The 23,741-nt window shown below is 58.3% G+C and carries 21 protein-coding genes; 10 read left to right on the forward strand and 11 right to left on the reverse strand.

Annotated features, from left to right (window positions below; translation table 11 throughout):
* Positions 1 to 136: 136 nt before the first annotated feature.
* Positions 137 to 682 carry an AP2 domain-containing protein gene (locus tag BUA15_RS05805; RefSeq protein ID WP_072715035.1) on the forward strand — a complete coding sequence of 182 codons (546 nt, stop codon included), beginning with the start codon at positions 137 to 139 and terminating at the stop codon, positions 680 to 682.
* A 461-nt stretch (positions 683 to 1,143) separates the two neighbouring features.
* Here BUA15_RS05805 and BUA15_RS05815 read toward each other — a convergent pair whose 3' ends face one another.
* From BUA15_RS05815 to polA, 4 genes are all read right to left on the reverse strand, one after another.
* A complete protein-coding gene (locus BUA15_RS05815) occupies positions 1,144 to 2,271 on the reverse strand; it encodes a 6-bladed beta-propeller (RefSeq protein ID WP_072715037.1) in 1,128 nt (375 codons plus the stop codon).
* Positions 2,272 to 2,335: 64 nt separating this feature from the next.
* A complete protein-coding gene (locus BUA15_RS05820; RefSeq protein ID WP_072715038.1) occupies positions 2,336 to 3,610 on the reverse strand; it encodes a M16 family metallopeptidase in 1,275 nt (424 codons plus the stop codon).
* Positions 3,611 to 3,616: 6 nt separating this feature from the next.
* Positions 3,617 to 4,936 carry a M16 family metallopeptidase gene (locus BUA15_RS05825; protein WP_072715039.1) on the reverse strand — a complete coding sequence of 440 codons (1,320 nt, stop codon included), beginning with the start codon at positions 4,934 to 4,936 and terminating at the stop codon, positions 3,617 to 3,619.
* A 25-nt stretch (positions 4,937 to 4,961) separates the two neighbouring features.
* Positions 4,962 to 7,799 (reverse strand): DNA polymerase I, encoded by a 2,838-nt coding sequence (gene polA, locus BUA15_RS05830; RefSeq protein WP_245771944.1) that lies wholly within the window; start codon positions 7,797 to 7,799, stop codon positions 4,962 to 4,964.
* Positions 7,800 to 7,926: 127 nt separating this feature from the next.
* Between polA and rfbB the strand changes: the two genes are divergently transcribed.
* The 4 genes from rfbB (at position 7,927) to BUA15_RS05850 (ending at position 11,084) form a co-directional block, all read left to right on the forward strand.
* A complete protein-coding gene (rfbB, locus tag BUA15_RS05835) occupies positions 7,927 to 9,018 on the forward strand; it encodes a dTDP-glucose 4,6-dehydratase (protein ID WP_072715040.1) in 1,092 nt (363 codons plus the stop codon).
* On the forward strand, positions 9,019 to 9,792 hold the full coding sequence (locus tag BUA15_RS05840) for a sugar phosphate nucleotidyltransferase (protein WP_072715041.1): 774 nt from the start codon (positions 9,019 to 9,021) through the stop codon (positions 9,790 to 9,792).
* Complete coding sequence (locus BUA15_RS05845) at positions 9,789 to 10,262, forward strand: dTDP-4-dehydrorhamnose 3,5-epimerase family protein (protein ID WP_072715042.1); 474 nt, start codon at positions 9,789 to 9,791, stop codon at positions 10,260 to 10,262. Before BUA15_RS05840 ends, BUA15_RS05845 begins: the two co-directional genes overlap by 4 nt.
* A 111-nt stretch (positions 10,263 to 10,373) precedes the next feature.
* Positions 10,374 to 11,084, forward strand: a complete 711-nt coding sequence (locus BUA15_RS05850; RefSeq protein ID WP_072715043.1) for an HAD hydrolase-like protein — start codon at positions 10,374 to 10,376, stop codon at positions 11,082 to 11,084.
* Here the strand turns inward: BUA15_RS05850 and BUA15_RS05855 are convergent.
* Together BUA15_RS05855 and BUA15_RS05860 are read right to left on the reverse strand one after the other, a co-directional pair.
* Positions 11,067 to 11,942: a fructosamine kinase family protein gene (locus tag BUA15_RS05855; protein ID WP_072715044.1), complete on the reverse strand. Its 876-nt coding sequence runs from the start codon at positions 11,940 to 11,942 to the stop codon at positions 11,067 to 11,069. The genes BUA15_RS05850 and BUA15_RS05855 overlap by 18 nt on opposite strands.
* Positions 11,939 to 12,460, reverse strand: a complete 522-nt coding sequence (locus tag BUA15_RS05860) for a low molecular weight protein-tyrosine-phosphatase (RefSeq protein ID WP_072715045.1) — start codon at positions 12,458 to 12,460, stop codon at positions 11,939 to 11,941. Before BUA15_RS05860 ends, BUA15_RS05855 begins: the two co-directional genes overlap by 4 nt.
* A 160-nt stretch (positions 12,461 to 12,620) precedes the next feature.
* Between BUA15_RS05860 and xseA the strand changes: the two genes are divergently transcribed.
* Complete coding sequence (gene xseA, locus BUA15_RS05865) at positions 12,621 to 13,838, forward strand: exodeoxyribonuclease VII large subunit (RefSeq protein WP_072715046.1); 1,218 nt, start codon at positions 12,621 to 12,623, stop codon at positions 13,836 to 13,838.
* Here xseA and BUA15_RS05870 read toward each other — a convergent pair.
* Entirely contained in the window at positions 13,835 to 14,974 is a 1,140-nt protein-coding gene (locus tag BUA15_RS05870; RefSeq protein ID WP_072715047.1) for a serine hydrolase domain-containing protein, read from the reverse strand. The genes xseA and BUA15_RS05870 overlap by 4 nt on opposite strands.
* Before the next feature lie 84 nt (positions 14,975 to 15,058).
* On the opposite strand from BUA15_RS05870, the gene BUA15_RS05875 reads away from it, so the two are divergent.
* The gene (locus BUA15_RS05875) at positions 15,059 to 16,663 is read left to right on the forward strand and encodes an N-acyl-D-amino-acid deacylase family protein (RefSeq protein ID WP_072715179.1); all 1,605 of its coding nucleotides are present in this window, start codon (positions 15,059 to 15,061) and stop codon (positions 16,661 to 16,663) included.
* Between the two features lie 103 nt (positions 16,664 to 16,766).
* Here the strand turns inward: BUA15_RS05875 and BUA15_RS05880 are convergent, their stop codons facing one another.
* The gene (locus tag BUA15_RS05880; protein WP_072715048.1) at positions 16,767 to 16,964 is read right to left on the reverse strand and encodes a hypothetical protein; all 198 of its coding nucleotides are present in this window, start codon (positions 16,962 to 16,964) and stop codon (positions 16,767 to 16,769) included.
* Between the two features lie 113 nt (positions 16,965 to 17,077).
* Here BUA15_RS05880 and BUA15_RS05885 point away from each other — a divergent pair, with 113 nt between their 5' ends.
* Positions 17,078 to 17,770 carry a Dph6-related ATP pyrophosphatase gene (locus BUA15_RS05885; protein WP_072715049.1) on the forward strand — a complete coding sequence of 231 codons (693 nt, stop codon included), beginning with the start codon at positions 17,078 to 17,080 and terminating at the stop codon, positions 17,768 to 17,770.
* 170 nt (positions 17,771 to 17,940) lie between these two features.
* Positions 17,941 to 18,372 carry a hypothetical protein gene (locus tag BUA15_RS05890; RefSeq protein ID WP_072715050.1) on the forward strand — a complete coding sequence of 144 codons (432 nt, stop codon included), beginning with the start codon at positions 17,941 to 17,943 and terminating at the stop codon, positions 18,370 to 18,372.
* A gap of 3 nt (positions 18,373 to 18,375) precedes the next feature.
* On the opposite strand, the gene hemN is transcribed toward BUA15_RS05890, so the two are convergent.
* The 3 genes from hemN to BUA15_RS05905 form a co-directional block, all read right to left on the reverse strand.
* Positions 18,376 to 19,752, reverse strand: coding sequence for an oxygen-independent coproporphyrinogen III oxidase (gene hemN / locus BUA15_RS05895; RefSeq protein ID WP_072715051.1), 1,377 nt, complete (start codon positions 19,750 to 19,752; stop codon positions 18,376 to 18,378).
* A gap of 215 nt (positions 19,753 to 19,967) precedes the next feature.
* Positions 19,968 to 22,295 carry a glycosyltransferase family 4 protein gene (locus BUA15_RS05900; RefSeq protein ID WP_072715052.1) on the reverse strand — a complete coding sequence of 776 codons (2,328 nt, stop codon included), beginning with the start codon at positions 22,293 to 22,295 and terminating at the stop codon, positions 19,968 to 19,970.
* 142 nt (positions 22,296 to 22,437) lie between these two features.
* A complete protein-coding gene (locus BUA15_RS05905; protein ID WP_072715053.1) occupies positions 22,438 to 22,860 on the reverse strand; it encodes an OsmC family protein in 423 nt (140 codons plus the stop codon).
* Between the two features lie 158 nt (positions 22,861 to 23,018).
* Between BUA15_RS05905 and BUA15_RS05910 the strand changes: the two genes are divergently transcribed.
* Positions 23,019 to 23,711: a gamma-glutamyl-gamma-aminobutyrate hydrolase family protein gene (locus tag BUA15_RS05910; protein ID WP_072715054.1), complete on the forward strand. Its 693-nt coding sequence runs from the start codon at positions 23,019 to 23,021 to the stop codon at positions 23,709 to 23,711.
* Positions 23,712 to 23,741: the final 30 nt, after the last annotated feature.

Below are 23,741 nucleotides of genomic sequence, written 5' to 3' on the forward strand. Positions count from 1 at the left end.
CCCGTCACCTTCATTTTTCTTCCATTGAACTATTGAATGTAGCAAGTTTTATACATAAATTTAGGTGCTGTCCCACCACGATGCACGGCGCCGCTCTCGGCATGGATTTGTTTTTTCACCAGCGGCCAGGGGAATCATGTCCTTAAAAAAGCGTGCTTTCGCGCGAAAGGAGCGCAATGTTTTCCGCATTGATGTGCATGCCACCCATGGTTGGCAGGTGCGCGTTCAGCGGCAGAATCGGTCCTATACGCAGTTTTTCTCGGATAAAAAGTATGGCTCCCCGGAGAAAGCATTTGAAGCAGCACTGGCTTACCGAGATCAGTTGCTGAAGGAGCTGCCGCCTCCGATTAATCCCACGGCTCGCCTACGCACGCCAGAGGTCCGGCGTAAAGCGGCTGAATCGATTAACCGATCAGGCGTCATTGGCATTGGCTTCAGCGTCAAGGTAACGCGCCAGGGAGTTCGCCGCCCCTACGTGCAGGGGTACTGGACCGATGCCGACGGCCGCCGTCGCGCCACCAGCCGCAGCATCGAAGCGCACGGTCTGAAAGGAGCCCTTGAGCTGGTTTGCCGCAAGTTATACGAAGTGCAGGGTAACCGCGGCCTGAGCGTGGAGGAAATGGTTCGCCGCGCGCTTCCTGCGCTGGAAAAACTCTACCAACAGGCCCGGGCTACCCGGTAATTGAGGACAACACGTTTAAGTTTTTCGGCTTCCAGCCGATATTAGCAGCAGAACACGCAAGGCCCGTGTTCTCGTGGATGGGGACGCAGCAGGTCCGCTCTCGCAAGGGGGCGGGCCTGCTGCGTTTTTGTACACACGCGCTCGCCTCTGGAAAAGGCACGTAAGAAAGGAACTTGAAGCGGCTGGCGGACAACCTGATCTGAACCTGCCTGGGATGCGCGCAGCCGGCGGACTTCAGGAAAGAAGGCTAGAGCCCCCGTATATGAACGCCGGCATTGCTATCACCGGAAGGTTGCTCCCGCGCACCTGACCACGAACCAGGGCTTCCCCTGCCCGATCCGACCGAAAGACGCCACGCCGGAAAACGGAATCCGTCAGCCCACGCAGCCAACCCGTCGCCCCCCTGTCTGCCGGCATGCTGTTGCTGCGCCGCGCGGCCAAGAGGCACCTCTCCATGCGTTTCAGGGATACGCCGGCGCCAGAGAAGCATCCCCTTGTTGCAGATCAATTCGGAAAAAATCACAGTACGGACGATCGTGCTCATCCATTTCACACTCAACAAAGCGATTTTGCCATACATAAAAATTGTTTCCCCCTATCAAATAGACTGTCTCGTCATTTTTCCGATTATATACAACAGAAACAACCATTTTAACATTCACATTTTCCCCCATAAGATAATTATATATTTTATACCCTTCATAAGGATACATACCAATAAATATACAAGGAGACTGCCTATTTACAAGATCACGTATTCTAAAAAATTGCTCTTCATAAGCAGCAGCATCAGCGTTAATCTCGCGTATTTCTGGCCATCGCCATGCCTCGCAACGAGGCGGCATAATAAGTGGTTCCGCATAGAGACTATCCAGGTCGTAACTGAAGTAAAAAACTTTTTTATGAATCGCATGCGCCAGCGCAATCTTTTGTTGTATCTCCAGAAGGTAAACATAAAAAAATCCTGTATAAAAATAAGCATGGTACTTATCAGACATATACATCGCTGCTTTCACAACATTCCCTGTGGTATCGATCTTTAAGAGATGGTAGGGCCATTCCGGCGTGAATCCTCGAATAGAAATATAGAGGTATTGATCACGACAGATGGGATCATTAAAAAGCGTTCCTGCTGCGTAAAATGTAAAGTCGTATACATACTCCAGATCTCTATAGAAGATAAATTTCTTTAACATGGAATCATACACCCCGATCATATCGTGGCATTTGAAAATCTGAGTAGCAAATTGATACTCACCGGGGCCCTCTCCACGGTCTCCCAACGTTTTGATAAAATGCCCCTGCCGGTCAAAAACTTTGATCGAGGTCTTTCCATCCGATAGATAGATCAGGGAATCATCGACCAGAAAATCCAGGGGAGCATCCATGTAATGCTCCGCGTGGCTCTGCTCCAACAAAACGCGACGGTATTCATACTGCACCGAATCGAAAAACGCGATACGATCCCGCTCGCCGATCTCTCCGAGATCATAGGGTCCCTGGAGCAGGCTTGTACCGGTCTTTTTATGACACCCGGCCAGCGCCAGCACGCAGAGCCCCCCTCCTACCATTAAAAGAACGAAACGCATAACGATGTGCGACTTGCGCTCTAATTGCGAACCGGCTCACATGCTGTAACAGGTCTTAAATATTCTAATGAATCTCTGTCATCACACTGCCGGCCACCACGGTATGCAGGGCCGCCGGGTTCAGATAGCGCTGCACGGCTTCGTTGACCTGCTGCCGGGTAACGGCGCGGATTTCCTCCGGGTAGCGATCCAGATAGCCGGGCCCAAAACCGCGTTCGATGTTAATCAGGAGCGCAGTCGCCAGGCCCGAGGTTGTGCTTAACCCGGTCTGGAACAGTCCGGTCAGCATATCTTTTTTTTCGGCCAGTTCTTCCTCGGTGACGCCTTCGTCCACAAAGCGCTGCACCTGTTCCAGCGTGGCCGCGATCCCCTGCTCCAGGCGATCCTGGCTGAGCGTCACCTCAATTTCAAAGTGGCCTTCGTGCTCTGTTGAAATGCCTTCCAAGGCGGCATGGATGCCGTAGGTCAGGCCCTGTTCGTCGCGCACGGTAGCCATCAGGCGGGCTGAAAAGTTGCCCCCCAGGATATAGGTGCCCACGTAGAGCGGGACGTAGTCGGGATGCTGCCGTCGCAGCGCCACGGCATGGCCCATCAGCACATCCAGATTCTGCCGGTCCGGCACGTGAATCAGCACCCGGTCGGGCGGCTGCGGCGCCGCCTCGGCCGCAAAGCGTGGCGTGGCCTGGTGCGCCGGCCAGTCGGCAAACGCTGCACGCACCAGCGGTTCGGCCGCTTCGGGCTGCACGTTGCCTACCAGCACCAGGATCAGCTCGTTCGCCCCGAAATGGGCCGCATGGTAGGCCTGCACCTCCTCCAGTGTCAGCGTGGCCAGGCGCTCCAGTTCCGCTTCCGGATCGCGCCGGTAGTTCGGGTGTGCCGGCGGGTAGAGTCGCTGGCTCAGGGCAATGCGGGCGCGGGTACTTGTCTGTTCCAGTTGCTGTTGCAGTTGCGCCTGCACATGCAACCGGGCCTTTTCAAATTCATCCGGATCGAAGCGCGGCTCGCGAAGCTGCTCGGCCAGCAACGGCAACACGTCTGAAAGATGCCGCCGTAGCATGCGTCCTGCGAACTCAACCCGCGTTCCTTTGCTGGCAAAACTCAAATGCGCCCCCCGGTCTTCCAGCAGCCGCGCCAGCTCAAACCGATCGCGGCGCCGCGTGCCCCGGTCCAGCATGGCCACGGTCAGCCGTTGCAGCAACGTTTCGCCGGCGGCAACGTCGGGCCACGTGCGCAGTGAGCCTCGGAGCGTGACCACCTGTTCCACCGGAACCGGCAGCACGTAAAGCCGGCAGGGCCCCGCTTCGATTTCCGTTACCCGTTCGGCAAACGTTCGCGTCATTGTGCTCTAGCCGTTTTCTGGTACATACCAGCCCACGGTACGGGTTGCCTCCTGCAGGTAGGTCTGCGCCACCCGCTGCACATCGGCCGGCGAGACGCGACCGATTCGATCCAGATACGTGGCGTAGAGTTTCCAGTCGCCCAGCGCAATTGCTTCGTTCAGTTGCGCGGCGATCGCGAAGGGCCCATCCCGACCGTAGGCTTCCAGGGCGGTCAGTTGTTCCCGGGCCCGCGCGACTTCCTGTTCGCTGACGCCCTCGCGGGCTACCCGCTCCAGCTCTTCCAGCAGCACCGCTTCCACCTCGTCATGACGTTTGCCGGGGGTCAGACGGGCCACCACGTAGAAAAGCCCGGGATCGCGATGCCGCTCGTTGGCTGCCACGACCAGGGTGGTGAGGCCGGCGTCTGTCAGGCGGCGATACAGGCGGCTGTTGCGTCCCTGCGAGAGCAGCGTTGCCAGCACATCGAGCGCATCGGCGTCCGGCTCCAGGCCGGCCGGGGCTTTAAAAGCGACCATGACCAGGCCGAGCTGGCCGGCCTGGCGGACGGTTACGCGCCGCTCGCCCCGCTGCTCCGGCTCGCGCGTCCAGACCCGTGGAATTGGCTGCGGGGCCCGGGGAATGCGTCCAAAGTGCTCCCGAACCAGCCTCAGAGCATCCTCCGGGTCAAAGTCGCCAATAATGGAGACAGTCGCATTGTCAGGCCAGTAGTACGTGTCATAGAAATGGCGGAGCGCTTCGGCGGTCATGTGTTCCACATCGCTGCGCCAGCCAATGGTTGGGTGACGGTAGGGATGTGCGACAAAGGCCACACTCCAGACGGCATGGTAGAGGTTGCGCAGCGGATCGTTTTCGCCCCGGTCCATTTCGTTGAGAATCACGGTGCGCTCTGCCTCCACATCTTCCGGGCGAATCAGCGCCCCCCGCATACGGTCCGCTTCGATTTCGACAGCTAGCGCCAGATGCTCCCGTGGTAGCAGCGCATAGTAGTTCGTGCGGTCCAGCCAGGTGCTTGCGTTCACCTGCGCTCCTACGCGCTGCAGCACCTGAAAGACCGAGGTGCCCCGGGTTTTGTTAAACCGCTCTGTGCCTTTGAACATCAGATGCTCCAGCATATGCGTGGCACCGGTCAGGCCGGTTGGTTCATTCCGGCTGCCGACGTGGTAGGTGATCATGAAAGCAACCACCGGCACCACATTCTGGGGCATCAGCAGGACTTGAAGCCCGTTATCGTCCAGGCGATAGGCCTCAATGCCACCCGCGGCTTCTTCAAACGTAAAGCCGGCTATAGGGCGGCGCGAGGTTGCGTAGACTTCGGGAACAGCCATGCGAGCTACTTCTAGGTTACTTCGTTCAATGGGCGTCCAGCCAGTTGTCGCCCACGCCAATATCCACTTCGATCGGTACGCCTTCTAGAGGCAGAGCTTGCTTCATTTCCTCCTCAACCAGCCGGCGCACCGGCTCCACCTCCTCAGGTGGCACCTCAAATACCAACTCATCGTGCACCTGCAGCAGCATCTTAGCCTGCCGTCTTTCTTGCTGCAATCGGTGGTAGATATGCACCATGGCCAGCTTGATCATGTCGGCCTGCGTGCCCTGGATAGGCATGTTTACGGCAATCCGCTCGGCCATAGATCGCTCGGCCCGATTGCGCGCGTTAATGTTCGGGACGTAGCGGCGACGCCCCAGCAGGGTTTCAACATAGCCCTGCTGTCGCGCGGTTTCGATCAGGCGGTGTAGAAAACGGGTTACGCCAGGAAAGGCCCGTTGATACTCTTCGATAAGCTGTTGCGCCTCGCGCGTAGAGCACCGCAGTCGCTGGGCCAGACCCCACGCTGAAATACCGTAGGGAATCCCATAATTGACCATCTTAGCGCGGCGGCGCTGCTCAGGCGTCACCTTTTCAGGAGGTACCTTGAAAACCCGTGCTGCCGTTGCCGTATGAATATCCTGACCTTCTAAGAAGGCCTGGCGGAGCGCTTCGTCCCCACTGAGCGCTGCCAGAATACGCAGCTCAATCTGCACATAATCGGCCGACAGGAGCTTCCAGCCGGGCCGCGGCACAAAAGCCCGCCGGATTTCCCGCCCCATCTCGGTGCGCACCGGAATGTTTTGCAAGTTCGGATTGCTGGACGAGAGTCGTCCGGTCGCCGTTACCGTCTGGTTGAAGGTGGTATGAATGCGCCCGGTCTCCGGATGGACGAGGGATTCCAGACCATCAACGTACGTGCTTTTCAGCTTGGCCAGATGTCGCCAGTCGAGCACCAGTCCGGGCAGTGGATGCTGCGTAGCCAGCTCCTGAAGCACACTTTCCCGGGTGGACAGCTTGCCAGTGCTGGTGCGGCCCCGGGGTTTCAATCCCAGTCGGTTAAACAAGACGTCTGCCAGTTGCTGCGGCGATCCAATTTTGAACGTGACGCCCGCTATTTCAAAAATCTTTGCTTCCAGCTTATGGAGTTCCGCTTCAAGCTGTGCTCCGATTTCTCGAAGCACGTTTCGGTCAATGCAGACGCCTGTCCGCTCCATGTCGGCCAACACCTCAATGAGCGGGAACTCCATCGTTTCGGCAATATGCCGGAGCCCGAGTCGGTCTAGCTCTGCCGCCAGCACCTCGGCAAGCTGCAGTGCAATGTCCGTATCTTCACAGGCATAGGGCCCCACCTCCTCAATCGACACATCGCGCATGGATTTCTGGTCCCGGCCCGAGCCGATTAGTTCAGCGATAGAGACCATCTGGTACCGAAGGTACTGCCGGGCCAGCACGTCCAGGTTATGGGGTTCTTCCGGAGCGATCAGGTAGTGCGCCACCATGGTATCGAAGTACGGTGGCGGCACCTCAACACCATGCCGCGCCAACACCACCAGATCGTATTTCAGGTTTTGCCCGACTTTGCGCTGCGCGCGTTGGAGAATGGGCGCCAGTCGCTTGACCACCACTTCGGTCGGGGTGCCGTCCGGCAGCGGCGTGGGCACATAGTAGCCCTGACCTTTGTCCCAGGAGAAGGCGATTCCGACCAGTGAGGCCCACATGGCCTCCGTCGACGTTGTTTCCGTGTCGATTGCCAGCCGCTCCAGTCCGTCCAACTGCGCGATTAATTCATCGAGCTGTTGCTGGTTGCGTACGATCCGATAGTCTGCCTTTTCCGGATCATACACCTCAAGAGGTTCATAGGGGCCAAAATCAAACGATGGCGCTGCTGCTTCTTCCAGCGCTTCGGCCAGCGCGGCCTCCCCGTTCGTGATGCGGGCCAGTCCGCCCTCCCGGATGCGTCGCACCAGCGAATCAAACTCTAACTCCTGAAAGAGTTGCAGCAAGCGAGGCAGGTCGGGGCGAGCGCGGTGGAACGTTTCCCAGCGGATTGATAAAGGCACGTCGGTTCGAATGGTTACCAGCCGTTTGGATAGCAGAGCGTCCTCGCGGTGATTTAGCAGTCCTTCACGGGCACGTTTTCCTTTTACCTCATTAGCATGGGCCAACAGGTTTTCTACAGAGCCGTACTGGCGAATGAGTTGCACGGCCGTTTTCTCCCCGATGCCTGGTACGCCCGGCACATTATCGCTTGGATCTCCCATGAGCGCCAGCACATCGATGAATTGCGGAGGTTCCAGGCCATACGTTTCACGAAAGGTTTCTATTGTAATGAGATCGAACGTCTCGCCACGCCGCGAGGGTTTATAAAGGGAAATGTGCGGGCTCAAGAGCTGCAAGAAGTCTTTGTCCGGCGAAACGATGAGGACGTCAACGCCGTAGGTTTCAGCTTTGCGGGCCAACGTGCCGATAACGTCATCCGCTTCAACACCGGGTTCCTCAATGACCGGGATATCCAGCGCCCGAACAATTTCCTTGATCCAGGGCAGGTTGGCCAGCAGGTCTTCGGGAGGAGGCTCCCGGTGCGCCTTGTACTCCTCGTAAATGGCCTCGCGAAATGTCCCCTCCTCTCCACCGGCGTCAAAGACCACGGCCATGTAATCCATACCGTGGTCTTCAATAAGCTTGAGCAGCGAAATGGTGAAGCCATAAGTGGCCGACGTATTCTGTCCCTTTGTGTTGACAAGCGGGCGGCTGATAAACACATAATGCGCCCGGTATGCCAGCGCCATGGCATCAATCAAATACAGGCGCTGCATGTCAGCCGGTGGCCGATCGGCTTCAGGCGCGGGAAACAGACTGAGCTGGTCTTCTTTTTGCACGGGCACTTTTGCGTCGATCTATCAGGAAGACATTGCCTGAAGTTAAAAAGGTCGGGGAAAGTTAGTTCCTTCTGATGCGTTATATTGAAGCTGATTTTTCCGGAGCACATATTCAAGGCAAAACAGCATGTCCGAGAAAACACCGCCTGTTGTTCATACGCCAGAGGTCATTCTGGTGACCGGCGGCGCAGGCTTTATTGGCTCGAACTTTTTGCTGCACATGGTTCCCCGCCATCCTTCGGTGCAATTTATCAACCTCGACAGCCTTACCTATGCGGGGAATCTGCTCAACCTCCGAGACATTGAAGGGGCCCCCAATTACCGGTTTGTGCGAGGCGACGTAGCAGACGCGCCCCTGGTGGAGCGGTTGTTTCGGGAGTATGGCATCACCACTGTCGTGCACCTGGCCGCCGAAAGCCACGTAGACCGCTCGATTATGACCCCCCTGTCCTTCGTGCTTACCAACACGGTGGGGACCGTTACCCTGCTGGAAGCAGCCCGCAAAGCCTGGGGCGATCAGGCTGACCCGAAGCGCTTTCGATTTTATCATATTTCTACAGATGAAGTGTTTGGAAGCCTGGGGCCAGAAGGCTACTTTACTGAAGAGACGCCCTACAATCCACGCTCGCCTTATGCTGCCTCCAAGGCTGCCAGTGACCACTTCGTGCGGGCCTACTGGCACACCTACGGATTACCTATCGTGATCTCAAACTGTTCGAATAATTATGGACCGTACCAGTTTCCCGAAAAGCTCATTCCACTGGTCATTCTGAATGCCCTGGAGCAGCGTCCGATCCCTATCTATGGAAAGGGCGAAAACGTTCGCGACTGGCTTTACGTGCGCGATCACTGCACGGCTATTGAGCGCATCTTGTTTTTCGGACAGACCGGGCAGACGTACCTGGTCAGCGCAGGCTGCGAGCGCAAAAACCTGGAACTGGTTGAACAATTGCTGGACCTGCTCGACGAGGAGCTGGGACGCCCTCCCGGCCAGTCTCGCCAACTTATCACTTTTGTCAAAGATCGGCCGGGCCACGACTTTCGCTATGCGCTTGATGCGTCTCGGCTACGTCAGGAGCTCGGGTGGTCCCCGGCCTACACCCTGGAAGAAGGCCTCCGCGAAACCGTCCGATGGTACCTGACGCATCGCGACTGGCTGGAGGCCGTCGCTGACGCCTCTTACCGTGCTTACTATGAAAAACAATACGCCCTGCGCTAAATGGAGCGTCCGCTCAAAGGCATCGTGCTGGCCGGCGGCACCGGAAGCCGCCTCTACCCGCTGACTAAAGTTACCAACAAGCACCTGCTGCCCGTTGGGCGCTACCCCATGATTTACCATCCGCTGATGCGGATGCGTCGCGTCGGCATCCGCGAGGTGGCGGTCGTTACCAGCCCCGAACACATGGGCGATGTGGTGAACCTGCTGGGCAGCGGGCGCGACTTTGGCCTGGATCTAACTTACCGGGTGCAGGATGAGCCGGGCGGTATTGCTCAGGCTATCGGGCTGTGCGAACGTTTTGTAGATGGCGACCCATTCCTGGTCATTCTTGGCGACAACATTCTCTCCGAAGACCTGCATGACGAGGTAGCTGCCTACCAGGAACAATTGCGCCGTTACGGAGGCGGCGCGCGCGTGCTGCTGAAGGAAGTGCCCGATCCAGAACGCTATGGCGTCCCGCGTATTGAAGGAGACCGCATCGTGGAAATCATCGAAAAGCCTGCCCATCCCCCCAGCCGCTACGCAGTTACCGGCATCTACTTTTATGACGCCTATGCCTTTGAGGTCATTCGCCGGTTGAAACCCAGCGCCCGCGGCGAGCTGGAAGTGAGTGATGTCAGTAATGCCTACATTGCTCGTGGCCAGCTTTCGTATGGCATCCTGAAGGGCTGGTGGGGAGACGCAGGAACCCTTGAGGGCTGGCATGAAGCAAATCGGCTGGCCCGCGATCTGGTTTACGAAGAGCTGGAAAACCTGCGCAACAATCGGCCATGAACTGGAAAGAAGGTCCGATTGAAGGCGTTGTAATCCGCCCCCTCAAGCGCCATGAGGATACCCGCGGCTGGTTGGCTGAGTTTTTTCGTCAGGACGAGCTGGACCCTTCCGTCTATCCAGTCATGGGCTATATCTCACTCACGCATCCCGGCATCACCCGTGGGCCCCATGAACACCGGGAGCAGACCGACCTGTTTGTGTTCTTCCACGGTCGGCTGCGGCTGTACCTGTGGGATGCCCGGCCCCATTCTCCCACCCATGGTCATCGACAGGTGCTTGACGTGGGCGAAGGGCATCCCGTCACCGCGCTGATTCCTCCGGGTGTAGTGCACGCCTACCGAAATATAGGCGACACCCCTGCGCTGCTAATCAACTGCCCTAACCGCCTCTATGCAGGCTGGGGGCGCCGAGAGCCCGTCGACGAGATTCGGCATGAGAACCGTCCGAATCACCCCTTTTATATGGACTGACGCATTCGGCACGTTTTTTTCTAGTTAAATCATGTATTCCCGCTGAACCCGGATAAAACGCCTGCGTTGCCGACTGGGCAACCATGTACTTCACATAAGCCTTGCCGACCCGTGCATCTGCTGCTGTTCGATATTGATGGAACACTCATCCGCACGCGTGGCTTCGGACGCCAGACCATGGAAGCCGCCCTGTCGGAGTGGTTGGGGCGTCCGGTAACCACGAAGGGCGTTGATTTTGCCGGTCGCACAGATCCAGCCATTCTGCTGGATATTCTGAAAGCCAGCGGCCTGCCTGAGCACATGGCCCGCTACCTGCTTCCGGAAGCGCTTGAGGTCTACAGTCGCGCTATGCTCCAGCGGCTGCGCCCGGACCATCTTGAAGTGCTCCCCGGCGTCATCATGCTCCTGGAAGAGCTGAGCGAGTGGCCTGACGTCTATCTGGGCCTGGTAACGGGTAACCTGCGGCCGGTTGCGTTCCATAAGTTAGCCCTGGCAGGACTGGCTGGCTATTTTGGCGAAGGAGCCTATGGATGTGACCATGCAAATCGCAACGAGCTCCCCCCGCTAGCCATCGCACGCGCTCGCGAAGCCACTGGCTATCCATTCACCGGAGCGCATGCCATCATTATCGGCGATACGCCGCACGACATAATCTGTGCTCGACATGCCGGGGCTGCTGTTGCTGCTGTTTGTACTGGCAGCTACCCACGCGAGGCGCTCGCAGCCTGTCAGCCTGACTTGCTGTTGGACGACCTGAGTGATCCAGAACCGTTTCTCGAATGGCTAAGCATGCAGCGAACCCTTTCAGGCAAAGCGTCGTAGCGTCCGCGCCACACCCGCAGCATAACTGTGGCCAAAAAGGTTCAGGTGATTAATCAGGTGGTACAGATTGTATAACTCCCGACGCTCCTCGTAACCGGGCTCCAGGGGCCAGGCGGCCCGATAGGCTGCGTAAAAACGCGCATCAAACCCGCCAAACAGCTCGCTCATGGCAAGATCGGTCTCGCGATCCCCATAGTAAACAGCCGGGTCAATCAGCGCGGCGCGCCCATCGGCTGTCACCATAAAGTTGCCACTCCAGAGATCGCCGTGCAGTAGCGAAGCAGGCGGACGAGCCGGCAGCAGTTCGGGAAGTCGGGCTTCCAGACGCTCCAGCCAGCGATCCCAGGCGCGTTCCCAGCACCCTCGCTCTCGCGCCCATCGCACCTGCGGTTCAAGGCGATGCCGCCAGAAAAACGTCGGCCAGTCCTCCTCCCAGGTATTTTCCTGGGGCATGCGTCCAATAAAATTATCCTGGTCAAACCCATAGCGGGTGTTCTGGCAGCGATGTAACTGCGCCAGCCCCTCCCCAAAGTGCTCCCAGAAACGAGGACCGGGACGCCCCGGCTCGATCCATTCCATAAGCAAAAAGCCCGGGCAATCTGGCCGCGCTTCGGCAACCGCCACCACCTGAGGAATTACCAGGGGGCTTTCGGCTGCGCGCAGCACACGCAGTCCTGCAGCTTCGGCCGGAAAGGTCTGCGCCACTTCCGACGGTCCCCACTTCAAAAAGTACGTGTTTCGAGCCGTCTCCACCCGGCACGCCCGGGCAATGCACCCTCCTCCAACGGGCGCCGCACAACGAACAGGTTCGCCTACCGTAGCGGCCAGCGCCTGGTGCAACGCTTCGGGCAACCTCATCGCGACAGCCCGGCTATTTCCCGCAGTCGGTGCGTGGCCACCAGATGTTCCAACAGGCGGCGTGCGGTACGCGCTACAATCTGGTAGACCTCTTCAAAGCCGCGCGCGCCTCCATAATAGGGATCGGGGACTTCGCCATTGCCTGGCTCCGGGTCAAACGTGCGAAAGAGTTGCACCTTGTCGCGAAACCGTCCCTCTCGGTCCATCCGAAGCACGTCCTCCAGATTTTCTCGGTCCATCACCAGGATATAGTCATAGCGGGCCAGATCTTCCTGGCTCAGCTGGCGGGCCACATGGCTGCTCAAATCCACTCCGTGTTGCCGGGCCGTGTGCTGCATGCGTCGATCAGCCGGCTCGCCCACGTGCCAGGGACCCGTTCCGGCTGAATCAATCTCAAAGTGCGCCGACAGGCCCGCCTCGTCGACCAACTTGCGAAAGACTCCTGCTGCCAGTGGACTCCGACAAATGTTACCCAGGCAGACAAACAACACGCGGATCGGTTGGTGCAGGTGTGTCATCGGTCTTTTGACCATCGACTGACCAAGTTACGGGTGAGGGCTTCTAAACGTCCACTGTTTTACAAAAGTGCCGGGTATCCTTCAAAATTGGGATTTTCTTGCTTAGCGTTTCCGGCATGTTGTTTCTTAGGTCGGAAAACAGACCCCAGCACACGCCACCATGCAGCAGCCATTGTTTGCTTCTGAGCCGCGCGTCTGGCGCGTCCGAGAACTGACCGGTGCGCTTCGCGACACGATTGAGGCGCTCTACGACACACTGACCGTCGAGGGAGAGCTGTCCAATTTCCGGCGACATCGCCAGAGTGGCCACTGCTACTTTACGCTGCAGGACGGCCAGGCGCAGCTTCGGTGCGTCATGTGGTCCCGCTGGGCGCAGCGTTTGTTCTTTCAGCCCGCAGACGGCCATCAGGTGCAGGTGCGCGGACGCCTTACCTTTTACGAGCCGCGGGGGGAATTGCAGCTTATCGTGGAGACCATGACCCTGGCAGGGGCCGGCGCCCGGCAACAGGCTTTTGAAGCCCTCAAGCGTCGGCTGGCTGCAGAAGGATTATTTGACCCTGCCCGTAAGCGTCCACTACCGCGCTTTCCGCGACGCATCGGCATGGTCACCTCCGACAGTGGAGCGGCGTTGCAGGACATGCTCAGCATCCTCCAGCGCCGCTTTCCGCTCGTTGAAGTGCTGCACTGTCCGGTCCGGGTTCAGGGATTACTGGCTGCCCCGAGCATCGCACAGGCGATCCGGATGCTGAATTGCCTGCCGGACGACCGTCGCCCTGACGTGCTGATCGTCGGCCGAGGAGGCGGTTCGGTCGAAGATCTCTGGGCCTTCAACGAAGAAGTAGTGGCCCGCGCCATTTTCGCTTCCCGCATCCCGGTCATCAGTGCCGTCGGGCACGAGACCGACGTCACAATCGCTGATCTGGTCGCCGATCGACGAGCTGCTACTCCCTCAATGGCTGCCGAAATTGCCGTACCCGATCGCACAGAACTGGAAGCAGAACTAACCCGGACAGCGCAGCGCATGCACCGGTACTTGCAGCAGGCTCTCCAGCGTCGTCGTCAGCACGTGCACACGTTGTTGCACCACTACGGCTTGCGTCGCGTTCCAGACCGACTGGCCTACCTGAAAGCCGACACGCTTCGCTTGCAAGAACGTCTGCATCAGCACATCCGACAGCTCCTGGACCGACGGCGCCACCTGCTGATGCTGCTTCAGAGCCGCCTGAGTGCTTTTGATCCCCAGCTTCCCTTGCGGCGCGGCTACGTGCGCGTGCGCTACCAGGGCCATCTGGCCACCCGATCCTATCAGGTACAACCCGGTGAGGTGGTTCTTCTCGAATTTTACGACGGTCAGCACAACGCGCAAATTCTGCCTTAATTCGGGGTGACTGCAGTTGTTTTTTCCACTACATGCCGGGCTACCTGATCGGCGATCCAGAAGCCCAGAGGCGCCAGCCGAACGCCCTGCAGGTTGGCGATCAACGCCACGACCACCTGCTCTTCGGGCAGGAGCACCAGCACCGAACTTCCTCCTACAGCACCTCCGGTGTGCCATACAAAACGGCGTCCCCATTGCTCACCGGTCCGCCATCCCAGGCCATAGCCAGTTTCCTTGCCGTCGGCAGTGCGCTGCGACGTGAACAGGAGATGCACCGTTTCAGGCTTGAGCAGACGTCCGCTCAGGAGTCCGTTGCCAAAACGCACCAGGTCAGGTGCTGTTGACAGAAAACCTCCCCCCGCCCATTTGACGCTGTTGTCCACGTACGGAGCATTCATCAGCAGGCTATCCCGGTACACATAGAACCGCGCGCGGTGAAAAATCAAGCTATCCACGTGCTCGGCCACGGTGTCGTGCATGCCCAGCGGATCGAATACGTAGCGACGCATGAAGGCCAGAAACGGCTCGCCGGCAGCTCCCTCAATCACTGCACTGATCAGGTTCCAGCCATAGCTGGAGTAGGCATAACGAGTGCCCGGCCGAAACAGCAGCGTGTCGTCCTTAAAAACTTCCAGCGCTTCCAGTACGGAGTTGTAGTGTTTTCGGCTGTAAAATTCTTGATCCCGGTAATGCCGAATGCCAGCTAAATGGCCGGCCAACTGGCGGGTTGTAATTGGCCAGCGCTTCTCGGGGAAAGAAGGCACGTAGCGCTGCACCGGAGCGTCCAGATCCAGCTTCCCCTGCTCTACCAGCAATCCCAGCGCTGCGGACGTGAGCGACTTGGAAACACTGGCCACGCGCAGCTTGGTCTGGGGTAGCATCGGAACGCGATTTTCTACATCGGCATAGCCAAAACCTTCCGCCCAGATCAACGCCCCCGAAGCGCCAATAGCCACCGAAAGGCCCGGTACGCCATAGCGGCGCATCAGCGCATCAATAGAATCCTGAATCTGAATGAGCAGGGATGCATGCGGTGGAGCAGGCGCCACGGCATACCGCAAAGCATGCTGCGCCTGAAGCTCCGGCGTCACGATCAAAAGCCCCAGCAAGAGCGCGTAAAATCCTCGGCGTTGCATAGCACTTTTGTCTTCAGCAATTGGACTTCTATGTTCAAACTATTAAATTTTTCCTGCACGTTCTACCATCTTTTTGTCATCGCTATGCGCGCATTGCTGCTGATCCTGTGTAGCTGGGCCATGGCTGGCACCGCCTGGCCCCCGCTCGATACGGTGTATACTGTCATCCTGGAGAGAGGCACCATCTACGACGGAACGGGCAGTGCTCCTTTTGTAGCCGATGTCGGACTGATCGGCGACCGCATTGCAGCTATCGGCGATTTACAAGCCGCGCAGGCTGCGCTCCGGCTCAATGTCGAAGGCCTGGCCGTAGCGCCTGGTTTTATTGACATCCACAGCCATGCCGTGCGGGGCGGCCCGGAAACCAGTGGCATCTTTCGCCAACCACTGGCTGAAAACTACATTCGCCAGGGCGTTACCACGGTGTTTGCCGGGCAGGACGGCTCCTCTCCCCTTCCTATCGGCGAATTCCTGGCCCGGTTCGAACTCACTCCCGCAGCCATCAACCTGGGATTGTTTGTGGGACATGGGAGCGTTCGCCGTGCGGTGATGGGCAACGAAAACCGCGCGCCCACGGCTGAAGAGCTGGAGCAAATGAAGGCCCTGGTAGCCCAGGCTATGGAAGAAGGGGCCTGGGGTCTTTCCTCAGGCCTGAAGTACGTACCTGGCGCTTATGCCCGCACCGAGGAAGTCATTGCCCTGGCCCGGATAGCTGCTCGCTATGGCGGCATTTACATCACCCACATGCGCGATGAGGGACTGCACGTGCTGGAAAGCGTAAGAGAAACTATCCGCATTGGACGCGAAGGGGGCCTGCCCGCACAGATTACCCACACCAAAGTAATCGGTCCCCGCATGTGGGGCAAAAGCCGGGCGTTGCTTCACCTGGTTGACGAAGCCCTTGCGGCCGGGCTGGATATATCCATGGATCAATATCCTTACACGGCTTCGAGCACGGGCATCAGCGTGCTGTTTCCGGCCTGGGCATTAGAGGGAGACCGAGAAGCGCAGGTAGCCCGCCTGCAGGATCCAGACACCCGGCGTAAAATCAAGGAAGCCGTTCTTTTTAACCTGCGCGAAGACCGTGGAGGTGGCGATCCGTCTCGCGTGCAGTTGGCCTTTTGCCGATGGGACACAACGCTGAACGGTAAAAATCTGGCCCAGGTCCTGGAAGAACAGGGACGTCCTGTAACCGTCGAGGAAGCAGCCGAACTGGTGCTGGAAATTCAAGAACGGGGCGGCTGCATGGGCATCTTTCACGCCATGAGCGAGGAAGACGTCCAACGCATCATGCAGCATCCCCGCACCATGATCTGCTCCGACGGAGGCATTCCGGATCCTGGCGTGGGCGTCCCCCATCCCCGAAATTACGGGGCATTTGCCCGGGTACTGGCCCGTTACGTGCGCGAGCGCGGTCTGCTATCCCCCGAAGCAGCCATCCACAAAATGACCGGACTCCCTGCGTGGCGCCTGAACCTGAAAGACCGCGGCGTATTGCGCCCGGGGGCCTATGCCGACGTGGTGGTGCTTGATCTGGCGCGCGTGCAGGATCGCGCTACATTTACCCACCCGCATCAGTACGCAGAGGGCGTCGTGCACGTATTTGTGAATGGCCAGGCCGTGTTGCTCCACGGCCAACTCACCGGCGCACGCCCCGGACGAGCCCTTCGAAAAGGGCGAGATGGGTAAAGCGCGCCCCTGTTTTCTTTCCCAAAACAAAAGGCGACGGGTCGTAGCACATAGCTGCAGCCCGCCGCCTTTTCTGCCTTCAGCGACCGCGTCTCTGGAGGCATTACATTTCTTCAGCAGCCGCCGTGTCCGGCGCTACCATAGTGGTGTCCTGCTGCAGCGTGTCGGCAGCAGGCGCCTCCTGTTGTTCCATGGCGGGCTGCTCGGCCTGCTCCGCCTGTTCGGCTGCGCGCTGTCCACAGGCACTCAATACCCCCGCCGTCAGGAACGCGGCAAAAAGAAGGCTCAACAAACGTCGCATAGCTGTGGGGTGTTGGTTGGTGGGTGAGGCTTGATGGCAGCATAATATAAAACTTCTGCTATCAAAAAAAGACCAGCATTACATTTTTTATAAACAATAGGCAGATATGTATTATGTCAGTCCCCATTTTGATCTCCTGGAGCGGCGGCAAAGATAGCGCCCTGGCACTTTACCGCATCCTCCAAAATCACTGCTGGCGCGTGGCTGGTTTCCTGTGCACGATCAGCCAGCCCTACAACCGCATTACCATGCACGGCGTGCGGCGCGCGCTGCTCGAGCAGCAGATTGCCGCCATGAGTCTGGCTCCCATGATTCCTATTTTGCTGCCTCCTGATGCCTCAAATGAAATCTACGAAGCAGCCTGGGCAGAAGCCCTCCGTCCTTTTATTGCCCAGGGCATTCGTCACGTAGCCTTTGGCGACATCTTTCTGGAAGACATCCGCGCCTATCGGGAACAGCAACTGAAAAAGCTGGGATTGACGCCGGTTTTTCCCATCTGGACCGGCAGCCGCCGACGCACGGACAGCCTGGCCCTGCTCGATACCTTCTGGCGGGTGGGCTTCCGCACGCGCATCGTATGCGTTGATGGTCGCCAGCTCGCTCCCACATGGGCTGGCCGCGAACTGACGCCAGAAGCTCTGCAGGAACTTCCAGAAACTGTCGATCCTTGCGGCGAAAATGGAGAGTTCCACACGTTCGTCTTTGACGGTCCGGTATTTCAACACCCTGTCCGCCATCGACTCGGCCGGCGCGTCACCCGCCGCGGATTCCACTTTCGGGACTTGTTTCCTTACACAACTCCGTGAAATATCGTTAGGTGTTGACAGTAAGAGGTAATACCCTGGGTAAACTTATTAGTGCGGGCGACACCAACACTGGCGAGGTACCGGGTCCGGTGGCCGTGATGCACTGCCGGCTGGCGCTTTTCGCCCTGTGCCCGTATATTCCCGCGCAGTAGTGGAAAATGCCTGCGACCATGGAAACAACAATTCAGGATCGGACCCGGGAAGCCCGCACGTTGCTGGCTACAGCCCTACAGGAGCTCCAGCAGGCCCGTCAGGCCCTCGAAGCACAGCCTCCTGACTACCGAAGCGCACTCGACCACACCTTGCAGGCGCTCAGCGCAGCCTTCCGGGGCTTTTTGACCTGGCACGACGTGCCTGTTCCTGAAGACGCTTCGCTGCATCTCATGGCGCGCCCCTGCATGGATCTGGCCAGCAGCCTACGTCTTTACTTTGATCTACTGCTTCCGCTGGAAGCCGCGGCCCCTGCGCTACGCCAGAAGGAGACATTTTCAGTAACCGAGCGCGAACGCATTCGGAATGCTTATTTCACCGCCCGCAACGCCATCATGACCGTGCTCGGTGAACTGCCCGCCGCGCTTCACCCTTCGCCGACGTCTTCCTGACGGCTATACCGTCTGAGAGTAGAGCGGACGGTCAGCGGTTGTAGACAGGTAGGCATCGAACGCCATGGCCACGTTGCGCACAAAGAAGCGGCCCGTTTCGGTAACGGAAATGCTCTGGGTGGTGCATGCGACCAGTCCATCGTCCTCCATTTCCCGTAGTTGCGCCAGCGCATCGGCGAAATGTCTTTCGAAGTCAATGCCAAAGCGTTGCTCCACTTCAGGAATGCTCAGTCGGAAATGACACATCAGGGACATGATAACATATCGTCGAAGCTGGTCCTCAGGAGTCAAGACATATCCCTTTCCGACGGGGACCTGCCCGTTGTCCAGCGCGGCATAATATTCAGAAAGCTTAAGAACATTTTGCACGTAGGCGTGGCGCAGTTGACTGATGGCCGAGATGCCGAAAGCGTACAGCTCCGTGCCGCCATGGGTGGAATAGCCCTGAAAGTTGCGCTGCAACGTGCCTTCATCCAGGGCCCGGCTGAGAGGATCATCGGGCCGCGCAAAGTGATCCATACCGATGTACCGGTAACCGCCTTCCGTGGTGAGCAGTTCGACAGCTCGAAGAAAGAGCTGTAGCTTTTCAGCCGGACGGGGTAGCCATTCCTCACGGATGAGCCGCTGGTGTTTCTTCTTCCAGGGCACGTGCGCATAGCTAAACAGGGAGATGCGGTCGGGCCCCAGCGCAATAACCTGCCGGATTGTCCGCTCAAATTGCGTCAGATGTTGATAGGGCAGGCCGTATATCAGGTCATAGCTAATACTTTCAAAGCCCAGCTCCCGCGCCCACCGGGTAACCGTGGCTACCTGCTCATAGGGTTGCACGCGGTTAATGGCCTGCTGGACAGCAGGATCCAGGTCCTGCACCCCAAAGCTAATGCGGTTAAAGCCAGCCTCTCGGGCTGCTTCCAGATGGGCGCGGGTAAGACGGCGCGGATCCGCTTCGATGCCTATTTCGGCGTCGGGTGCAAAATCGAAGTGCTGCCGGAGCGCCTTCATCAGGGCCACGATCTGATCGGGCGACAGATAGGTTGGCGTTCCGCCTCCCCAGTGAAGCTGCACAACTGGACGCCCTGGAGCCACCCACTGGCTAACCAGCGCAATCTCCCGCGTAAGATAGTCCAGATAGCGGGCAATCTTCTCGGGCCGGTGCGTCACGATCATGTGGCAGCCGCAGTAGTAGCAGAGCGTGTGGCAGAACGGCAGGTGCACGTAAAGCGAAAGAGGCTCCGGGTCAGGTCGTTGATTGTCGGCCTGCAACAGCGCGACAACCTGTTTCGGGGAGAAGCCAGCGCGAAAGTGAGGCGCAGGTGGATAGCTCGTATAGCGAGGACCCGGGCGGTTATACTTCTGGACAAGTTCAGCAGGTATCTGCATGATATTTATTTCAAAATCCTCTTTTATCTCGGAAACGTTCCCTCCACCTTCAGGTGCCCATCTTGCTTGAAATTCATCAGGGTGCCAGCGTTCAGGAATGTTGTGGTAAGGGTGCTGCGCGCAGCGCCAGAAACCGCAAAGGCGCTGGTGAACAGCGCCTTTGACAGATGCAGCAATCGGCTACTGCTTCCGGCCGAGACGCGTGCGCTGCTGCGCTACACTTCTACCGAGCCGGCGGGAATTGCTGGCTGAAGCGACCGGGCTGTTTTAGGCTCCACGCCTTTCTGTTGCAGCGGCAGATACGCTTCGGCCAGCTTCATTTCCAGCAGAGACAGCAAGAAAGCCAGCGTGGACTCAGCGCCCTGATTTTCGTTCACGCCATTGGGTTGCAACCCGTCGTAGCACCCACCTGTGGAGGGGTCATACAGCGGCAAGCCAAGCTGGTTGCGCCCCAGGAACCAGTCGAAAGCGCGTTGCGCCTCTCGATACCAGAAGGCATCGTTGGTGATGCGGTACGCCTCTAAGCAGGCAGAAACGGTAGCGTTGGCTTCTATGGGCTGCTGATCGAAGTACGGACGTTGCTGCCCCTGGACGTAAAAGCCGTCGTTTCCAATAGGAGCAAAATAGCCTTGTTCATCCAGTTGCACGTGCACCAGCCACCGCAGCGCCTCCAGGCCGGCCTCTACCCATTCGGAGCGGTCGGTCCATTTACCAGCCATCATGAGCGCCTGGGGAAGGCGAGCATTGGCATAGGTCAGGCGATCTTCGAACCAGCGCCAGTCATCGCGTCGATGTTTCTGGTAGAGCTTGAAGAGTCGGTCGGCCAGTTTTTTTCGCGCCTGCTGGGCGGTACGATCCCCATAGAAACGCCGTAGATATTCCTGAATCCCCAGAATGGTAAAGGCCCAGGCGCGTGGATTGGCAAAGCGCAGCGCAGCGGGCAGCGCCTCTTCAAACAGCCGACCGGCTAGTTTCCAGAGGCCGGTCCGTCGAGATCGACCGACGACATAGCCCAGCCCCCAGAGTGCCCGAGCGTGGCTGTCTTCGGAGCCCACCGCTTCGAGCCAATTGCGATTATAATCCAGAAAGTTGCGGAAACGCCCCGTTTCTGGATTAAATGCATGCCACAGGAAGGCCAGGTAGCGAGTGGCCAGCTCGGGTGCTTCGGTCGCGGTCTTGCCGCCCAGTTCCTCTACCAGGACGGCTACAATGAGGGCGCGGGCGTTGTCGTCGGTCGTATAGCCTTCGTTATAGTTGGGAACAGAATAGGTAGCGTGTTGCAGAATTCCCGTATCGTCAGTCAGTCGCTTCAGATGGTCTAATTTGAGCATGGGGAGGTCCCCGGGTCGCTGGTTCAGGGCCGGGATAGCCACGCGCGTGCGCGTCGTGCCGGTGGCCCGGGCTCGCTTAAAGCTTTCCAGGTAGCGCTGCGCCACGACTGGCCAGATCATCTGGCGGCCATACAGGTAGGCACGCTTTCGAATGGCGTGGCGTTCGGCCTCGTTGTCCAGCAGCCGGTTGATCGCCTTCGCGATAGCGTCTGCGTCCCGGAATGGTACCAGAATACCGCGCCCATCCGCAAGTAGCTCTTCTGCGTGCCAGTAGGGCGTTGAAATGACCGCTTTGCCGCAACCTACGGTATAGGCCAGCGTGCCCGAGGTAATCTGCTCGCGGTTCAGGTAGGGTGTCAGGTAAATGTCTGCCGCCCCGATGAATTCGACCAGCTCCTCTAAACTGACAAATCGATTGTGAAAGATCACATGCTCCTCAATGCCCAGCTCCCGCACGCGACGTTGTAGAAAGAGCCGATAGCTCTCGCCCTCTACCTGGCGTACGTGGGGATGAGTAGCGCCCAGTACGATGTAAACGACGTGGGGATGCCGTTCCAGTACAGCCGGCAGAGCTTCGATGACATACTCAATACCTTTGTTACGGGAAAGAAGTCCAAATGTTAGCAATACGATTTTGCCTTCAACCCCGAAGCGATCCTTGTAAAAGTTGGGGTCCACAAACGGCACATCCGGAATGCCATGGGGGATCAAATCAATTTTGCTTTCCGGCACCCCATAGATTGATTGAAGAAACTCTTTTCCACGCTGCGTCATGACCACCACGCGGTCCGAGAGCGCCGCGAGTTCTTCCAGCACGGCCCGTTGCTCCGCATCGGGTTCCCGCAGAATAGTATGCAGCGTGGTGACAACCGGCATGCGCAGCTCGCGCACCAGCGTCAGCACATGGCTGCCGGCTGGTCCCCCGAAAATGCCATATTCATGCTGTAAGCAGACAACGTCTACGTCGTTGATGTTGAGAAACTCGGCAGCGCGCCGATAGGCAGTCAGATCCTCTTCTGGAATTTCAAACCGAACCCGTGGGGGGTAAGCATATCCGTCGGTGCGGTCATTAATCGGCACCGCAAAACAGGTAAGCTCAGAAGCAGCCGCCGCTACGGCCTCGCACAGATCCGTCGTAAAGGTAGCAATGCCGCACTGACGCGGCAGATAATTGCCGACGAAGGCAACGCGCCGTATGCGAGCACCCTCCATAGAAACCGGATCCGGATGGTTGATAGGACCCAGCGGTACGTTTGAAGAACTGATCGCCCGCTCTGCATAAACGTTCCTGAAAAAATGGCAAAACGGCCGACGTTAAGCCGGCCGTTGCCATATTGTAACGTTGTGGTGTTCCTCAAACAAGGCGGGCATGCAATTCAATGACCGGCACCGATGCCAGCGCCTTTGAAATGGGGCAGCCCTCCTTGGCCGCTTCTGCGTGCTCCAGGAAGGTCTGCTCATCCAGCCCTGGTGCTTCCACTTCCGTATGCAGCTCCACCTTGCTGACTCGCGGCCCGTCTCCCGTCATTTCCAGATGCACACGCGCTTCTGTCTGCACACGGCGTGGCGTGTGGCCAGCCTGATCCAGCCGATGGGCCAGGGCCATCGAAAAGCAGCCCGCATGCGCCGCTGCAAGCAGTTCTTCTGGATTGGTGCCTTCCCCTTCTTCAAAGCGCGAAACAAATGTGTAGGCTCCTTCGAACGGACCAAAAGCGATGCTTCCCTTTCCTTCGCGCAGATTGCCGTTCCAGACGGCCTGTGCTTTACGTACCGGCATAGGACAGACAGGTTTTGGTGATTGGCAGCAGATACAAATTGTAAGATAAGTCCTTTTTTCAGAGAAAAGGCAAAGCGTACGTGCAAATGTTATATTAAGGCCAGCAACCTTCCTCCCTTTGGAGAAGGGACGGGTCTTTCCCTGATAGCTCTGAGGTGATGGTACAGATTGGCCTGACGACTGCCTTCGACGGCAACCGCCAGCAAATAGACTATGCCTACGTGCAGGCGCTGGAAAAAGCGGGCGCGCTCCCGGTATTGCTTCCGATAATTCGCTCCCAGGCTCCTGCTCGGCTGTTTGCCCGGCAGTTGGATGGGCTCGTTGTGCCCGGAGGTCCTGCCGTGACGGATGGCCTGATCGGAACGCTTCCCGATGACCTGGACCCGCCACAGCCGCTGCGCACTGAAAGCGACCGATACTATCTGGAGGCCTTCCTGGAAGCCGGTAAACCCATTCTGGGCATCTGCTATGGCATGCAGTTGCTCAATGCGGTCCTGGGCGGCACCCTGTATGCCGACGTGCAGCGACAACGCAAGGACGTACTGCCCCACAGCCCCAAACGCGGAGGGCAGCAGCATGCCCTTGCCATAACCCCCGATACCCACCTTGCCCGCCTGGTAGGTCAGCTTACCTGGCAGGTCAACACGCGTCACCTCCAGGCTGTGGCCACGGTAGGCCAGGGACTCCGCATCAGCGCCCGCGCTCCTGACGGCGTAATTGAGGCCATCGAATCACCGGACGGCCGTCTCGTAGGCGTACAGTTTCACCCTGAGCGGATGGGAACCGAAGGATTAATTTTGTTTCGCCACCTGGTCAGCCAGGCCGAAAAATTTGCTGCCCGCAGCGTCTGACACCCCAATTGGTACGCATTTCGCCGCGAT

Origin of the sequence: Rhodothermus profundi, from assembly GCF_900142415.1 — a bacterium.
Lineage (GTDB): Bacteria > Bacteroidota > Rhodothermia > Rhodothermales > Rhodothermaceae > Rhodothermus > Rhodothermus profundi.

What these genes read in the sequence shown, in the direction of transcription:
- rfbB (WP_072715040.1), top strand. Translation starts at nt 7,927, where the DNA reads ATGTCCGAGAAAACACCGCCTGTTGTTCATACGCCAGAGGTCATTCTG.
- xseA (WP_072715046.1), top strand. Translation starts at nt 12,621, where the DNA reads ATGCAGCAGCCATTGTTTGCTTCTGAGCCGCGCGTCTGGCGCGTCCGA.
- BUA15_RS05840 (WP_072715041.1), top strand. Translation starts at nt 9,019, where the DNA reads ATGGAGCGTCCGCTCAAAGGCATCGTGCTGGCCGGCGGCACCGGAAGC.
- BUA15_RS05890 (WP_072715050.1), top strand. Translation starts at nt 17,941, where the DNA reads ATGGAAACAACAATTCAGGATCGGACCCGGGAAGCCCGCACGTTGCTG.
- BUA15_RS05860 (WP_072715045.1), bottom strand. Translation starts at nt 12,460, where the DNA reads ATGACACACCTGCACCAACCGATCCGCGTGTTGTTTGTCTGCCTGGGT.
- BUA15_RS05875 (WP_072715179.1), top strand. Translation starts at nt 15,059, where the DNA reads ATGCGCGCATTGCTGCTGATCCTGTGTAGCTGGGCCATGGCTGGCACC.
- BUA15_RS05880 (WP_072715048.1), bottom strand. Translation starts at nt 16,964, where the DNA reads ATGCGACGTTTGTTGAGCCTTCTTTTTGCCGCGTTCCTGACGGCGGGG.
- BUA15_RS05805 (WP_072715035.1), top strand. Translation starts at nt 137, where the DNA reads ATGTCCTTAAAAAAGCGTGCTTTCGCGCGAAAGGAGCGCAATGTTTTC.
- BUA15_RS05845 (WP_072715042.1), top strand. Translation starts at nt 9,789, where the DNA reads ATGAACTGGAAAGAAGGTCCGATTGAAGGCGTTGTAATCCGCCCCCTC.
- BUA15_RS05910 (WP_072715054.1), top strand. Translation starts at nt 23,019, where the DNA reads ATGGTACAGATTGGCCTGACGACTGCCTTCGACGGCAACCGCCAGCAA.
- BUA15_RS05815 (WP_072715037.1), bottom strand. Translation starts at nt 2,271, where the DNA reads ATGCGTTTCGTTCTTTTAATGGTAGGAGGGGGGCTCTGCGTGCTGGCG.
- BUA15_RS05870 (WP_072715047.1), bottom strand. Translation starts at nt 14,974, where the DNA reads ATGCAACGCCGAGGATTTTACGCGCTCTTGCTGGGGCTTTTGATCGTG.
- hemN (WP_072715051.1), bottom strand. Translation starts at nt 19,752, where the DNA reads ATGCAGATACCTGCTGAACTTGTCCAGAAGTATAACCGCCCGGGTCCT.
- BUA15_RS05900 (WP_072715052.1), bottom strand. Translation starts at nt 22,295, where the DNA reads ATGGAGGGTGCTCGCATACGGCGCGTTGCCTTCGTCGGCAATTATCTG.
- BUA15_RS05825 (WP_072715039.1), bottom strand. Translation starts at nt 4,936, where the DNA reads ATGGCTGTTCCCGAAGTCTACGCAACCTCGCGCCGCCCTATAGCCGGC.
- BUA15_RS05905 (WP_072715053.1), bottom strand. Translation starts at nt 22,860, where the DNA reads ATGCCGGTACGTAAAGCACAGGCCGTCTGGAACGGCAATCTGCGCGAA.
- BUA15_RS05885 (WP_072715049.1), top strand. Translation starts at nt 17,078, where the DNA reads ATGTCAGTCCCCATTTTGATCTCCTGGAGCGGCGGCAAAGATAGCGCC.
- BUA15_RS05855 (WP_072715044.1), bottom strand. Translation starts at nt 11,942, where the DNA reads ATGAGGTTGCCCGAAGCGTTGCACCAGGCGCTGGCCGCTACGGTAGGC.
- BUA15_RS05820 (WP_072715038.1), bottom strand. Translation starts at nt 3,610, where the DNA reads ATGACGCGAACGTTTGCCGAACGGGTAACGGAAATCGAAGCGGGGCCC.